General features: G+C 74.8%; 13 protein-coding genes. 7 read left to right on the top strand and 6 right to left on the bottom strand.

Annotated elements, in window-relative coordinates:
• Positions 1-53: 53 nt before the first annotated feature.
• The 3 genes from ACWD10_RS26435 to ACWD10_RS26425 are packed head-to-tail and all read left to right on the top strand — an operon-like array spanning position 54 to position 2,331.
• Complete coding sequence (locus ACWD10_RS26435; RefSeq protein ID WP_451095152.1) at positions 54-818, top strand: LamB/YcsF family protein; 765 nt, start codon at positions 54-56, stop codon at positions 816-818.
• Positions 819-847: 29 nt separating this feature from the next.
• Positions 848-1,477, top strand: coding sequence for a 5-oxoprolinase subunit PxpB (gene pxpB, locus ACWD10_RS26430; protein WP_451095221.1), 630 nt, complete (start codon positions 848-850; stop codon positions 1,475-1,477).
• Complete coding sequence (locus ACWD10_RS26425) at positions 1,474-2,331, top strand: 5-oxoprolinase subunit C family protein (RefSeq protein ID WP_451095150.1); 858 nt, start codon at positions 1,474-1,476, stop codon at positions 2,329-2,331. The genes pxpB and ACWD10_RS26425 overlap by 4 nt, the downstream gene beginning before the upstream one ends.
• A gap of 265 nt (positions 2,332-2,596) precedes the next feature.
• Here ACWD10_RS26425 and ACWD10_RS26420 read toward each other — a convergent pair whose 3' ends face one another.
• The 5 genes from ACWD10_RS26420 to ACWD10_RS26400 form a co-directional block, all read right to left on the bottom strand.
• On the bottom strand, positions 2,597-3,559 hold the full coding sequence (locus ACWD10_RS26420) for an SGNH/GDSL hydrolase family protein (protein WP_451095148.1): 963 nt from the start codon (positions 3,557-3,559) through the stop codon (positions 2,597-2,599).
• Positions 3,560-3,564: 5 nt separating this feature from the next.
• Positions 3,565-4,773: a glycosyltransferase gene (locus tag ACWD10_RS26415; RefSeq protein ID WP_451095146.1), complete on the bottom strand. Its 1,209-nt coding sequence runs from the start codon at positions 4,771-4,773 to the stop codon at positions 3,565-3,567.
• Positions 4,770-5,912 (bottom strand): glycosyltransferase family 4 protein, encoded by a 1,143-nt coding sequence (locus ACWD10_RS26410; RefSeq protein WP_451095219.1) that lies wholly within the window; start codon positions 5,910-5,912, stop codon positions 4,770-4,772. The genes ACWD10_RS26415 and ACWD10_RS26410 overlap by 4 nt, the downstream gene beginning before the upstream one ends.
• Before the next feature lie 294 nt (positions 5,913-6,206).
• A complete protein-coding gene (locus tag ACWD10_RS26405) occupies positions 6,207-7,625 on the bottom strand; it encodes a HEAT repeat domain-containing protein (RefSeq protein ID WP_451095144.1) in 1,419 nt (472 codons plus the stop codon).
• Positions 7,626-7,916: 291 nt separating this feature from the next.
• The gene (locus tag ACWD10_RS26400) at positions 7,917-8,306 is read right to left on the bottom strand and encodes an ankyrin repeat domain-containing protein (RefSeq protein ID WP_451095142.1); all 390 of its coding nucleotides are present in this window, start codon (positions 8,304-8,306) and stop codon (positions 7,917-7,919) included.
• A 340-nt stretch (positions 8,307-8,646) separates the two neighbouring features.
• Between ACWD10_RS26400 and ACWD10_RS26395 the strand changes: the two genes are divergently transcribed.
• Entirely contained in the window at positions 8,647-8,841 is a 195-nt protein-coding gene (locus ACWD10_RS26395; RefSeq protein ID WP_451095140.1) for a hypothetical protein, read from the top strand.
• 37 nt (positions 8,842-8,878) lie between these two features.
• Positions 8,879-10,450: an ATP-binding cassette domain-containing protein gene (locus tag ACWD10_RS26390; protein WP_451095138.1), complete on the top strand. Its 1,572-nt coding sequence runs from the start codon at positions 8,879-8,881 to the stop codon at positions 10,448-10,450.
• Between the two features lie 102 nt (positions 10,451-10,552).
• Here the strand turns inward: ACWD10_RS26390 and ACWD10_RS26385 are convergent, their stop codons facing one another.
• Positions 10,553-12,052: an SCO1417 family MocR-like transcription factor gene (locus ACWD10_RS26385; RefSeq protein WP_451095135.1), complete on the bottom strand. Its 1,500-nt coding sequence runs from the start codon at positions 12,050-12,052 to the stop codon at positions 10,553-10,555.
• 240 nt (positions 12,053-12,292) lie between these two features.
• On the opposite strand from ACWD10_RS26385, the gene yczE reads away from it, so the two are divergent.
• Both yczE and ACWD10_RS26375 read left to right on the top strand, forming a co-directional pair.
• On the top strand, positions 12,293-12,916 hold the full coding sequence (yczE, locus tag ACWD10_RS26380; protein ID WP_451095217.1) for a membrane protein YczE: 624 nt from the start codon (positions 12,293-12,295) through the stop codon (positions 12,914-12,916).
• Positions 12,913-13,701, top strand: a complete 789-nt coding sequence (locus ACWD10_RS26375) for a glycerophosphodiester phosphodiesterase (protein WP_451095133.1) — start codon at positions 12,913-12,915, stop codon at positions 13,699-13,701. Before yczE ends, ACWD10_RS26375 begins: the two co-directional genes overlap by 4 nt.
• The last annotated feature ends 41 nt before the right edge of the window (positions 13,702-13,742 follow it).

Here is a 13,742-nt window from a genome sequence, read left to right as displayed (position 1 = left end):
GCCGCACGACCCGTACACCCCGGAACCCGAGCACGAAAGACGTACGCACCCCCATGACCCGAGCAGTGATCGACCTCAACGCCGACCTGGGCGAGGGCTTCGGCCGCTGGCGCCTCACCGACGACGAGCGCCTGCTCTCCGTCGTGACCAGCGCCAATGTGGCCTGTGGCTTCCACGCGGGGGACGCCGCGACCATGCGCCGGGTGTGCGAGCTCGCGGCCGCCCGCGGGGTGCGCATCGGCGCGCAGGTGTCCTACCGGGACCTGGCCGGGTTCGGGCGCCGGGCCATGGACGTGCCCGCCGACGAGCTGACCGCCGAAGTCGCCTACCAGATAGGCGCTTTGGAGGTCTTCGCGCAGGCGGCGGGCGCACGCGTGTCGTACGTGAAGCCGCACGGCGCGCTCTACAACCGCGTCGTCCACGACGAGGAACAGGCCGCCGCCGTGGTCGACGGGGTGCTCCTCGCGGGCGGCGCGCGGCCCGTGCTCGGCCTGCCCGGCTCCCGGCTGCTCGGCCTGGCGGAGAAGGCCGGACTGCCGGTCGTGACCGAGGCGTTCGCGGACCGCGCCTACACCGACGAGGGAACTCTGGTGCCACGCGCGCGTGCCGGTGCCGTCGTCACCGACCCGGAGGCGGTCGTCGCCCGCTCGGTCGGCCTGGCCCGGGACGGCGTGGTCACGACCGAGTCCGGCCGCACGGTCGACGTGCCCGCCCGCTCCCTGTGCCTGCACGGCGACACCCCGGGCGCGGTGGACCTGGCCCGCGAGGTACGGGCGCGCCTGGAGGCGGCCGGGGTCGACGTGGCGGCCTTCGCATGAGTACGTCCGCGATGCGTACCGGTACGGGGATGCGGATGCTGCCCATGGGCGAACGCGCGCTCCTCGTAGAGGTGGACAGCGGGGCCGCGGCCGAGGCGCTGCACGCCGCACTGCTCCGGCGCCGCGCGGACGGCACCCTGCCGCCCGTACGCGACATCGTCCCCGCGGCCCGCACCGTGCTCCTCGACGGCCTCGACGACCCCGCGGGGTTCGCGGCGCGCCTCGCCACCTGGGAGATCCCACCGCTCTCCCCGCGCGCGCAGCGGGCCGTGGAGATCCCCGTCCGCTACGACGGCCCCGACCTGGCCGACGTCGCGGTGCACTGGGACGTGCCGCCGCACGAGGTCGCCCGGATCCACTCCGGTACCGAATTCCGCGTCGCCTTCTGCGGGTTCGCGCCCGGCTTCGGCTATCTGACCGGCCTGCCCGAGCGGTACGCGGTACCGCGCCGGGCCACGCCGCGCACCACGGTGCCACCCGGCTCGGTGGCGCTCGCCGGGCCGTACACAGGTGTCTATCCGCGCTCGTCGCCGGGTGGTTGGCAGCTCATCGGTACGACGGACACGGTCCTCTGGGACGCGACCCGCACGCCCGCGGCGCTGCTCTCGCCGGGCACCCTGGTCCGATTCGTACCCATCGAGGCGGAGGCGGCGGCATGACCGACCGCGCACTCGCCGTCGTACGCGCCGGAGCGCTCACCACGGTGCAGGACCTCGGCCGACCCGGGCACGCCCATCTCGGGGTGCCCCGCTCCGGCACCCTGGACCGGCCCGCGGGGCTGCTCGCCAACCGGCTCGTGGGCAACGCCGCCGACGCGGCGCTCTTGGAGACCACGCTCAACGGCTGTGCGCTGCGGCCCCGTTGCGCCGTCACGGTCGCCGTGACCGGCGCGCCCTGCCCGGTCACGGTCGACGGGCGGCCCGCGCCGTGGGGGGCGCCGGTGCGGGTACCGGCGGGGGCCGTGCTCGACGTGGGGGCGGCCGTGCGGGGCGTGCGGTCGTACGTCGCCGTGGCGGGTGGCGTGGCGGTGGAGCCCGTCCTGGGCAGCCGGGCCACGGATCTGCTCTCGGGGCTCGGCCCGGCCCCGCTCACCGACGCCGCGGTGCTGCCCCTGGGCGCCCCGCCCGGACCGCCGCACGCGCGCGTGGACGTGGCCCCCCAGGCCGCCCCGCCCACCGAACTGGTCCTGCGCACCACCCCGGGCCCGCGCGCCGACTGGTTCACGCCCGCGGCCCTGCGCACCCTCACCACGCGCGCGTACCGGGTGTCCCCGGCGAGCAACCGCATCGGCCTGCGCACGGAAGGCCCCCCACTGGAGCGCGCACACCACGGCGAGCTCCCCAGCGAGGGCCTGATCCCCGGCGCGGTCCAAGTCCCCCCGGACGGCCGCCCGGTGGTGTTCCTGGCCGACCACCCGACGACGGGCGGCTACCCAGTGGTGGCGGTGGTCAGCGCCCCGGACCTGGCAGCGGCGGCCCAGGCCCGCCCGGGCACACCGGTCCGGTTCGTGTGAGGGCGCGGCTCGGGCCTGTCCGGCGAATCTTTCCCCTCACCCGCCTCTTCCCGAAACTGGGGGCCTGCGACCCCAGGCCCCCTTTGGGGGCTTCGCCCCTAACTCCCACCGAGGGCTTCCGCCCTCCCAGACCCCCAGCCGGAGGCTTCGCCCCCTGGACCCCAAGGGTCTGGGGCAGGGCCCCAATTGGGGGAAGGGCGGGTAGGAGAAAGGGCCCGCCGCAGGCGCCAAGATCCGCCGGACACGCCCCAGGGCCCGGGCCTCGTCAAGCCACCTCCACCCCCACATCCGCCCCGACCCCCGTACCAGAAACCGCCCCAGGACGCGAAGCCCCCTGGATCGCCGCCAACGCCCCCGACACGGCCCGCGCGGCCCGCACGTCGAGGCTCCTGCTCGTGCCGCGCAGCGCGTGCCGGGCCTCGTCCGCGGCGAGGCCGAGGAGTTGGGGCAGCAGATCGGTGCAGCGCCGCGCGACCCACCCGGTGCCCGCCGTGGCCAGCCACCACGCCCCGGCCGCGCGGCCCGGTGGCGGCTGCTCCGGCTCGCAGGAGGGCCGCGGCCCCAACTCCCGCCCCTTGGGCGCCCCGACGGCCGCGAGCCGGTCGTGGAAACGGGCCGCGAGCAGCCGGTGCCCGCGCTCCCCGGGGTGCAGGCGGTCCGCGCTCCACATGGTGCGGTCCGCGACCCACGCCCCGTCGGCGGCGTGCAGGTGCACGGCCCCGTACCGCTCGGACAGTGCGTGCACCACGGCGTTGACGGCGCGCTGCCGCCGGGCGAGCGGACGCCCGAGCACCCCGGGGAGCCCGAGCATCGTGCCGGGGTCGGGCAGGCAGGCGGTGAGCAGCACCGCGCCGTGCCCGGCGAACGCGGCGTACACCGTGTCGAGGCGGGCGGCGAGCGCCCGGATGTCGAAGGTGCGGCGCAGGGTGTCGTTGACGCCCACCACGACGGCGGCGACATCGGGCGCGAAGCCGCGTGCGGCGGGCAGCTGCCCCTCGTACACGTCCCGGGACTGCGCCCCGCTGACCGCGAAGTTACGGAATTCCACGGGCTGTCCGGCGGGCGCGAGCCCGGCGGCGAGCAGCGCCGCCCAGCCCCGCCAGGCGCCCCCGACCCGGTCGCCGACGCCCTCGGTGAGCGAGTCCCCGAGCGCGGCGAACCGCAACGGCCGCCCCGCCCCGCGCGCGCCGGAGGGCGGCACGGCACGGCTGACTTCGGACTGCGTCATCCCGCTCACACCGCACCCCGCACACCGTTCACGGCAGGCCGCCCCACCGTCGGTACGTGCGGCCTTGGAGCGTCCGGTCGTACGCCCTGGTGTACCGGCGCGGCATCGTGCGCCGCGAGGAAGGCGGCCACCGACCGGTCCCAGGAGAAGCCCTCGGCACGCGCGCGTGCCGCCTGTCGGCGGTCCGTCTCGGGGACGGCGAGCAGCGCCTCGACCGCGTCGGCGAACGCCTCGCCCCGGTCGTGGGCGGCGGCGCCCGCCGAGCCGATGACCTCGGGCAGCGCGGATGACGCGCTGGCCACTACGGGCGTGCCGCAGGCCAGGGCCTCCAGGGCGGCGAGCCCGAAGGTCTCGGCCGGGCCGGGTGCCAGGCACACGTCGGCGGTGGCCTGGAGGGCGGCCAGGGCGTGCCGGTCCGCGAGGTGGCCGAGGAAGGTGACGGGAAGCCCGCGCGTGTGCGCGCGTTCGCTCAGGCGCGCCCGTAGCGGCCCGTCCCCGGCGACCACCAGGCGGGCCGGAATGCCGCGTTCGCGCAGCACGCCGAGCGCGTCGAGCGCGGTGCCGGGACGTTTCTCCACGGACAGGCGGGAGCACACCACGAGCAGCACCTCCCCCACGCGCGCGTGCCGCTCCCGTACCGCCCGCTCGCGCAGCCCCGGACGGCAGCGCTCCAGGTCGACACCGAGCGGCGCGCGTACGACGTTGCGCGCCCCGATCCGCAAGAACTCCTGCTCGGCCCATCCGGTGGTGCACACGACGCGTGCATAGGCGTGGGCGGTACGGGAGTTCAGTGCGTCGGCGGCGCGGCGTGCGGCGGCCCGGGGCAGGCCCCAGGCGCGCAGCACGCCGTCGGCGGTCTCGTGCGAGACCATCACGGCCGGGACGCGGGCACGCCGGGCCCACTCACCGGTCCACCGCAGTGTGGTGCGGTCACCGACCTCCAGGCGGTCGGGGGCGAGGTCTTCGAGCAGGCGGCGCACCCGGCGGCGGTCGGCGAGGACCCGGTAGCCGCCGGTGCCGGGCAGGACGGGTCCGGGCAGCACGTGCACCCGCCCCTGCGCACTGTCGTACTCCTCGGCCCGCTCGCCCGGCACGACGAGCACGGGTTCGTGGCCCGCGGCGCGGTACCCGGCGCCCAGTTGGTGCAGTGCGGTGCGCAGGCCGCCGGAGGCCGGGGCGACGAAGTTGGCGAGTCTGACAATGCGCAGGCTCATGCCGCCACCGCCGTCCGTGGCCCGCCGAGCACGTCCGCGTAGTGCTCGAGCAGCCGGTCGCCGACGGCCTCCCAGGTGCGTCCGGCGACCGCCGCGCGCGCCGCCGACCCGTACGCCGCGCGCAGCGCGGGGTCGGTGGTGAGCGTGCGTACGGCCCCGGCCAGGGCGGCCGGGTCGCCGGGCGGCACGAGCAGCCCGGTGCGGCCGTGGTCGACGAGGTCGAGCGGGCCTCCGGCGGCGGGCGCGACCACGGGCAGACCGCTGGCCATGGCTTCCTGCACGGTCTGGCAGAACGTTTCGTACGGCCCGGTGTGCGCGAAGACGTCGAACGAGGCGTAGATCCGGGCGAGTTCGGTGCCGGTGCGGCGGCCGAGGAAGACCGCGCCGGGCAGCGCCGAGCGCAGCGTGCCCTCGGTGGGTCCGTCGCCGACGACGACCACGCGGACGCCGTCGAGGGCGCAGGCCTCCGCGAGGAGCTCGATCTGCTTCTCGGGGGCGAGCCGTCCTACGTAGCCGACGATCCGCTCGCCGTTCGGGGCGAGTTCGCGGCGCAGGGCATCATCGCGGCGGTCCGGCCGGAAGCGGTCGGTGTCCACGCCACGGGGCCACAGGTGCACGCGCGGCACACCGTGTGCGGTCAGGTCGCGCAGTGCGGCCGTGGAGGGGGCGAGGGTGCGGTCGGCGGCGGCGTGCACGCTGCGGATGCGGCGCCAGGCGGCGGCCTCGCCCGCGCCGACGTACGTACGGGCGTATCCGGCGAGGTCGGTCTGGTAGACGGCGACGGCGGGGATGCCAAGGCGCGCGGCGGCCGCCATGCCGCGCACGCCGAGCACGAACGGGCTGGCCAGATGGACGAGTTCGGCCCGGGACGCGGCGAGCGCCGCGGCCACCCGGCGGCTGGGCAGCGCCACCCGCACCTGCGGGTATCCGGGCAGGGGCAGGGAGCGGACGCGGATCACGGGGCAGGGGGCGGCGGCGTCGAAGACTGCTCCGTCGGGACCGGCGGCACCTGCGACGGTCGGGGCGACGACGAGCGGGTCATGACCGCGGGCGGCGAGGTGCCGGGCGGTCTGCAGGGCGCAGTGCGCCACGCCGTTGACGTCGGGCGGAAAGGATTCGGTGACGATGACGACACGCATACTCGTGTTGTCCACGCCCGCGGCATGGCCACATCAACGTCGATCTTTCCTGACGTGGAACGTCCCATGAGCGTTCCGGTGTGCGCCCCGGCAGCACACGGCGGCGCGAACCGTAAACCCGTACTACAGAAGAAGCGGCGCGCAGGAGAGTCGGCCGCTACAGAGAAGCGGCGGACAGGAAAAGCGGCCACTACAGAAGGAGCGGTGGACAGGAGAAGCGGCCGCACAGAAGAAGCGACGCCGAACCGAAGCAGCCATGGAGCAGCTATGAAGCAGCCATGAACTACGAAGCAGCTACACGGCAGACGCGTCCGGCCCGATCCGGCTGCGGACCGCGGTCTGCACCTCGGCCTCTTCCGCGGGATCCGCGGCGAGTCGCCTGAGCTGGTCGACGACGCGCGCGTCTCCGGTCTCCGCGTGCCGCGCGGCGACTTCGCGGGTGGATTCCTCGCAGTCCCACAGGCATTCGACGGCGAATCCGGCGGCGAACGACGGGTCGGTGGCGGCGAGCGCGCGGGCGGCGCGGCCGCGCAGATGGGAGGAGGCGGTCTCGCGGTAGATATGGCGCAGGACCGGCGCGGCGCAGGCGATGCCGAGCCGCCCGGCGCCGTCGACGAGGCACCACAGGGTCGGTGCGTCGGGCCCTTCGGCGCGCACCGCCTCGCGCAGCGCCCCGAGGACCAGCTTCGCGTCGGCCTCACCGCCCCGGCAGGCGAGTACCCGGCCCGCGGCGGCGCCGAGTTCGTCGGGCCGGTGCACCCAGGCGCGGGCCCGCTCGACGGCGGCCTCGCCGGGCATCCGTTCGAAGGCGTCCAGGGCGGCGTCCACGACGATCCGGGAGCCGTCGCTCACGGCGGCCTCGATGAGCGCGAGGACCTCGGGGTCCCGCTGCCCGGAGAGGAAACGCAGCGCGGTGCCGCGCGCGCCGTCCCCGCCGACGAGGGCCGCCTGGACGATCTCGTCCCGGTCCTCGGGCCCGGCGACGGCGCTGAGACAGCGCGCGGCGGGTACGTGGAGCCGGGCGCCGCGGTCGATGCCCTCGTCGGCCCAGTCGAGCACGGCCCGCACGCTCCAGCCGGGCCGTGGCCCGGAGGGGCTGAGCTGCCGCTGCCACTGGTCGAAGGAGCCGCGTTCCTGGGCGGCGCGCACCCGGGCGCCGACGGCCTCGCGCGGGTCCTCGGCCCACAGCCGCCAGGGCCGTGGCTCGAAGGCGTCCCGCACCGCGGCGGCGAGTTCGGCCTCGCCCTCGGGGGTGCGCGGGAAGCGGTCGAGGACCGGCTCAGCAAGGGCGCGCAGGCCGGTGTCCTCGTCCCGCAGGGCGAGTTCGTCCAGGGCCCAGGCCCAGTTGGCGCCGGTGGCGGCGTAACGGCGGAGCAGCGCGAGCGCGTCGCCCCTGCCGTACGAGGCGAGGTGGCCGAGGACCGCGAGGGCGAGGCCGGTTCGGGTCTCGTCGGTGTCGAGGACGTCCTCGGCGGAGAACAGGTGCCGTTCGATCTCGCCGAGCCCACCGTGCAGATCGAGGTAGAGCCGGGCGTAGTAGAGGGAGCGGTTCTCCACCTGCCAGTCGTGCCGGGGGTCGCTGCGCACACAGTGGTCGAGGGCCGCGAGCGCCTCGGCGCGCGGCGCCGTCAGGGCGTGCAGCGTGCCGTCGCCGCGCCCCCGCTGGAGCAGCCCGAGCAGCGTGCCGCTGGGCGCTATGACTGTGTCGAACATGGAAAGAGCCTCACATCAAGCTGTCGACCGGGCAGGGGTTCGCGTACTACCTCGCCACGCGACAACACGTACGGCGGCCCGTCGTCTCTTGCTTGCTGAAGACCATCTTCCTCTGCCTCTCGTCGATGACCCGGAACGGGCCGTTCACGGTCCGCGTGCTGCAGCGTCTGCCCAGCAGTCGTGTCCGTGAATCACGACGTCATGATGGACCAGCGGCTTCGCCCGCCGCGACCAGATTTCCGCCCGTATCGGCGCGGACCCCGCAGACCGGGCCGCGCCCCGGGTGCGGCGTCAGGCGCCGAACAGCTCCAGGAGCTCGGCCTTGTCGAACATCCGAGCCGTGTCCACGGCGGACGGGGTACCGGCCGTGGGGTCCGCGCCGCCGTCGAGCAGCGCCTTGATCACCTCGTGCTCGCCCTTGAAGACGGCACCGGCGAGCGGGGTCTGGCCGCGGTCGTTGACGCGGTTGGCGTCCGCGCCACGCTCAAGGAGGGCGCGGACGGCCGGGGCGTGGCCGTGGTAGGCGGCGAGCATGACGAGCGAGTCGCCGCGGTCGTTGGTGAGGTTCACCGGCACGCCCGCGTCGACGTATGCGGCGAGCGCCTCGGTCTCGCCCTGCCGAGCCAGATCGAAGATCTTCGTGGCGAGCTCCACGACCTCGGGGTCGGGTGCGTCGGTCATCGACAGGTCCGCCTTTCGCTGCGTCGGTTGTACGGGGGTGGGTTCCGGGACGCCGCGGAGTTCGCGTGTCCCGGGGTGGCGCGGGCCGTGCGGCCGTACGGGTGAATCGCCAGCGTACTGCCCCTTTGGGCACATGACCGCGCCCGCCCACGGCAAAGATCGTCGCAGTCCCCGGCTTCGTCCGGCCGGGGACCCGGAGGACTCCGGGTGGCCGAGGAGCACTACGCCAACTTAGGGAAATCAGCGGAAATTCACCCTGTTGCACCTTTTATCGTATGGATACATCCTGTGAGCCTGGAACAACTCATGGTGACTGTCCCCCTCGACCAGGAGAACCCTCATGATCCTGTCCATCTCAGGCGTCGTCCTCTTCGGAATCATCGTCTTCCTCTTCTTCCGCAAAGACGGCCTCAAGGCCTCGCACGCCGTCGTCTGTGCGCTCTTCGGCTTCTATCTCGCGGGCACGGCCATCGCCCCGAGCATCGAGGCGGGCGGCGCGAGCCTGGCCAGCCTGGTCGGCGGGATCAAATTCTGACCGTCGATCCCCAAGACCACCCCTTCAGGAGTACGACGTGGCCAGGCGACCACTCCCCCGCATTCTGACCAGCGGCACCGCCCAGATCGCCCGGAGCAGGGAGCTGGCGAGATCGGCTGCTGACAGCGCCACCGACGTCCTGCACCCTCTGATCACCGTCACTCGGGGACTGCGCCGCCTCGCTGCCGCCGGGCGGCGCAAGTGGACCGACACCCCCAAGGACCGCCGCGGACCGCTGCTCTTCCTCGCGGCCTCGGTGCTCCTCGTCGTGGTCCTCATTCCGTACGGTCCGCTGCTCGGCCTGATCACGCTGATGGGCGCCGCCGCCTGGTCCGGCCACGACCGCACACCCGCACGCCCGGCCGGGCCCGACGAGGCACAGGTGCAGCGCCTCCAAGCCATCTACGAGGCCCTGGTGCCGTACTTCTCGGTGCCCGAGGACCCGAGCCCGATGTACGCGCACGGCGGCGAGTGGGAGCAGGTCTTCGCCTCGTACGACTTCGACGGCGACGGCCGAGTCGCACGCCTGGAGATCCGCTACCCGGCCTACTTCACCGACGGCGAGCCCGCGTCCCGCGCCCGGATCGAGCAGCTCCTGCACGCCAAGGCGGGCCGCGGCCGCGAGTACCACTTCGGTTGGGACGAGGAGGACAACCGGCTCACCGTCACGGTGCTGCCGCCGCTGCCCACCGACATCGCGGCCCAGCCCTTCGTCACCGGCCCCGGCGAGACCGTGCTCGGCTTCACCGACAAGACCACCGTGCGCCGCACGCTGCCCGTGGCGACGCACGGCGAGGAGCAGCGCGACGTACCGCCCGTCGTCTGGCGCACCGGCATCCGCTCCACCGAGCCGCACCTGCTCGCCACCGGCCAGCCGGGCAGCGGCACCACGACCCTGATGCGCTCGGTGGCCCTCCAGGCGCTGCAGCACGGCGGCGAGGTCCTGATCGTCGAGGGCGCGGGCACCGGCGAGTACGCGTGTCTGACCGGGCGCAGCGGCGTACTCGCCGTGGAGTGCGGGCTCTCCGGCGCCCTGGCCGCCCTGGAGTGGGCCGCCCAGGAGACCGAGCGCCGCCTGATCGCCGCGAACCTGGCCCGGCAGGCGGGCGACCCGCCGCCCGAGGACAGCAAGCGGCCCCTGTGGATCCTCCTCGACCGGCCCAGCGTGCTCGCCCACCTGGCCGCCGCCGACGGGCAGCGCGACCCGCAGGCGCTGCTCCAGGTGCCGCTGCGGCACGGCCGGGCGGCACATGTGACGGTCGTCGTGGCCGAGCAGTTCGACAGCCTGGACGCACTGAGCGAGCCCGTGCGGCAGCACACCCGCGCGCGCGTGGTGCTCGGCCCGGCGGCGCCGGACCAGCTGGCCGAGTTCCTCGGCGCCGCGCCGCGCACCACGCCGACGCCCGAGCTGCCGCCCGGCCGCGGCTACGCCCGCCTCGGCACCGGGCCGGTGCACCGCCTCCAGGTCCCGGCCACGCCCGACCCGTACGACGACGCTACGAGCGACGCACACCGCTGCGCGGTGCTTGCGCTGCTTCCGGAACGTGCTGCTCCGGCAGACCTGGCGGACGACGCGGACGAGCCGGAACCGGTGGTCGCGGAAGGTTGAGGCACCCGTCGGCTTGGTTACCGCCCCTGGGGGCTGCGCCCCCGGACCCCCACTGTCGCGCCGAAGGCGCTCGTCCTCAAACGCCGGACGGGCTGGGACAGCTCAGGCCACGAACGTCCTGGGGGGCTCCGCCCCCGTAGCCGCCCCCTCACGCACCAGGCGGGCCGCCGCCGCGAGTCGGGACGCCGCCTCCTCCGCGAGCGGTCCGCCGACCGTGAACGGCAGGCGTACGAAACCCTCGAAGGCGCCGTCGACGCCGAAGCGCGGCCCGGACGGCACCCGCACCCCGACCCGCTCCCCCACCTCCGCGAGCCGCGAGCCGGAGAGCCCACCGGCCCGGACCCACAACGTCAGGCCGCCGCCCGGCACTTCGAACTCCCAGTCCGGCAACTCCCGGCGCACAGCGGCGACCAGGGCGTCCCGGTTCTCCCGGGCCTGAGTCCTGCGCACGTCCACGGCCTCCTCCCATCCGCCGGTGCCGAGCAGCCAGGTGACCGCCAGCTGCTCCAGGACGGGGGTGCCCAGGTCGGCGTAGGCGCGGGCGGCGACCAGGCTGCGGATCACGTCGGGCGCGGCCCGGACCCAGCCGATCCGCATGCCCGCCCAGAACGCCTTGCTCGCCGAGCCGACCGTGATCACGGTGGCGCCGCCGGGATCGAACGCGCAGACGGGGCGGGGCATCTCGAGCTCCGGGTCGAGCCAGAGCTCGGACATGGTCTCGTCGGCGACCAGGACCGTGCCCGCCGAACGGGCCGCCTCGACCAGGGCGCGCCGCTGATCGTCGCCGGGCAGCGCGCCGGTCGGGTTGTGGAAGTCGGCGACCACGTAGCCGAGCCGGGGCGCGGCGTCGCGAAGGACCTGACGCCAGCGGTCCATGTCCCAGCCCGCGAGCCCCTCGGCCATCGCGACGGGCACGAGGCGGGCCCCTGCCACGCGCATGAGCTGGAGGATGTTGGCGTACGAAGGCGACTCCACGGCGATGCGTTCGCCGCGGCCCGCGAAGAGGTGGCAGATCGCGTCGATGGCGCCCATCGCGCCGGTGGTGACCATGATCTGCTCGGGCATGGTGGGGATGCCGCGCTCGGTGTACCGGTCGGCCAGCATCCGGCGCAGCGCGGGCAGCCCGGCGGGGTAGTCGCCGTGCGTGTGCGCGTACGGCGGGAGTTCCTCCAGGGCGCCCTGTACGGAGCGGGTGAGCCAGGGCTCGGGGGCGGGCAGCGCGGCGCAGCCGAGGTCGATCATGGAGCCGAGTGCTTCCGGGGGCAGCGGCTCGAGGCCGCGCGCGGGCAGCGGGTTGCCCGCGGGGACGGCGGTCCAACTCCCGGCGCCACGGCGGGACTCCAGGAAGCCCTCGGCGCGCAGCGCCTCGTAAGCGGCCGCAACAGTAGTACGGCTGACGTTGAGCGCCACGGCCAGTTCGCGCTCGGCGGGCAGCCGGGCGGCGACCGGAACCCGGCCCTCCAGGACGAGCAGCCTGATGCCGTCGGCCAGGGCCCGGTACGCGGGTGGGCGGCGCCCGCCGGGCGCGGTCGGCCGCTCCTGCTGGGAGGCGATGAGCCGGGCAAGCTGCGCGGCCCCTACCGCTGATGTCCACTGGGCCATGGCGACCAGTCCACCTTCCCCGAATTGGCCATGGTTGGCCTCGTATTCCAAGCCACAGAGTGTCACGGGTCGGGCCACTGCCACCAGCCGGGGTCCGGATCCGTCCACCGCACCTCAGGGGGAGAACCCGTGCCCGAACCCGCCTCCGAACCCGAGCCCGCCCCTTCCGGAAGCCGTCCGCCGCGGAGCCCGCGCCGCCCACAGGGCCCGCGGCCCGGCGGCCCGCTCCTTACCCGCCGCCTGATCCAGCTCTACGCCGGTCTCGTCCTGTACGGCGCCAGCTCGGCCCTCCTGGTGCGCGCCGGGCTCGGCCTCGAGCCGTGGAACGTCCTGCATCAGGGCCTCGCCGAGCTGACCGGCCTGACCATCGGAGTCGTCTCGATCGTCATCGGCGCGGCGGTCCTTCTTCTGTGGATACCGCTCAGGCAGCGCCCGGGCCTCGGCACGGTCTCCAATGTGTTCGTCGTCGGCCTCGCGATGGACGGCACGCTCGCCCTGGTGCCGGACGCGCACGGCCTGGCGTTCCAGATCCCGCTCCTGGCCGCGGGCATCGTCCTGAACGGCGCGGCCACCGGGCTCTACATCTCGGCCCGCTTCGGGCCCGGGCCGCGCGACGGCCTGATGACCGGCCTGCACCAGGTCACCGGCCGCTCGATCCGCCTGATGCGCACCTGTGTGGAGGTCGCCGTGGTCGCCACCGGCTTCGTCCTCGGCGGCACGGTCGGCATCGGCACGGTCGCGTACGCCTTGGCCATCGGGCCGCTCGCCCAGCTGTTCCTGCGGGTGTTCGCCATCCCGGGTGCGGGCGGCGGCAGCATCGTGGTCGCCGGGACGCAACGCGGGGGCGCGATACTGCGACCGTGAGCACCGGCAGAGAGCAGCATCCCCGACAGATCCGTCACCCGTTTCTGGACCACCCGGGCCCGCTCGCGTTCGCCCACCGGGGCGGCGCGGCGGACGGCTTGGAGAACACGGCGGCCGCCTTCCGGCGCGCGGTCGACTCCGGCTACCGCTATCTGGAGACCGACGTCCACGCCACCGCCGACGGCCGGCTCGTGGCGTTCCACGACGCGACCCTCGACCGGGTCACCGACGCCCGCGGCCGCATCGCCGACCTGCCCTGGTCGGACGTGCGGCACGCGCGCGTGGCGGGCAGCGAGCCGGTGCCGCTCTTCGAGGACCTCCTCGAAGAGTTCCCCGAGGCCCGCTGGAACGTGGACATCAAGGCCGAGCCCGCGCTGGTCCCGCTGGTCGAGCTGATCCGCCGCACCGGCGCGTGGGATCGGGTGTGTGTCGGATCGTTCAACGAGTCACGTGTCGCCCGGGCGCAGCTCCTCGCGGGCCCGCGCCTGGCGACCTCGTACGGCGTGCGCGGCGTCCTCGCGCTGCGCCTGCGCTCGTACGGGATCCCGGCCCGGCTGCGCCGCTCGGCCGTCTGCGCCCAGGTGCCGGAGAGCCAGTCCGGGGTGCGCGTGGTGGACCACCGTTTCGTACGCACCGCGCATGCCCTGGGACTCCAGGTGCACGTGTGGACCGTGAACGACCGCGCACGGATGGGGGCTCTCCTGGATCTCGGGGTCGATGGCATCATGACCGATCATCTCGGCACACTGACCGAGGTGTTCAAGGAGCGCGGCGCCTGGGAGTGACCGGCCCGCGGCGGCCTCGCGCTCCATACGACGGGGACGAC

The organism is Streptomyces sp. NPDC002851, from assembly GCF_053591935.1.
The sequence above is the reverse complement of the archived record's forward strand: the minus strand, read 5'-3'. Positions and strand labels throughout refer to the sequence as shown.

Excerpts from the sequence above, each read along its gene's own strand:
- ACWD10_RS26435 (WP_451095152.1), top strand. The coding sequence starts at position 54 with ATGACCCGAGCAGTGATCGACCTCAACGCCGACCTGGGCGAGGGCTTC.
- pxpB (WP_451095221.1), top strand. The coding sequence starts at position 848 with ATGCGGATGCTGCCCATGGGCGAACGCGCGCTCCTCGTAGAGGTGGAC.
- ACWD10_RS26425 (WP_451095150.1), top strand. The coding sequence starts at position 1,474 with ATGACCGACCGCGCACTCGCCGTCGTACGCGCCGGAGCGCTCACCACG.
- ACWD10_RS26420 (WP_451095148.1), bottom strand. The coding sequence starts at position 3,559 with ATGACGCAGTCCGAAGTCAGCCGTGCCGTGCCGCCCTCCGGCGCGCGC.
- ACWD10_RS26415 (WP_451095146.1), bottom strand. The coding sequence starts at position 4,773 with ATGAGCCTGCGCATTGTCAGACTCGCCAACTTCGTCGCCCCGGCCTCC.
- ACWD10_RS26410 (WP_451095219.1), bottom strand. The coding sequence starts at position 5,912 with ATGCGTGTCGTCATCGTCACCGAATCCTTTCCGCCCGACGTCAACGGC.
- ACWD10_RS26405 (WP_451095144.1), bottom strand. The coding sequence starts at position 7,625 with ATGTTCGACACAGTCATAGCGCCCAGCGGCACGCTGCTCGGGCTGCTC.
- ACWD10_RS26400 (WP_451095142.1), bottom strand. The coding sequence starts at position 8,306 with ATGACCGACGCACCCGACCCCGAGGTCGTGGAGCTCGCCACGAAGATC.
- ACWD10_RS26395 (WP_451095140.1), top strand. The coding sequence starts at position 8,647 with ATGATCCTGTCCATCTCAGGCGTCGTCCTCTTCGGAATCATCGTCTTC.
- ACWD10_RS26385 (WP_451095135.1), bottom strand. The coding sequence starts at position 12,052 with ATGGCCCAGTGGACATCAGCGGTAGGGGCCGCGCAGCTTGCCCGGCTC.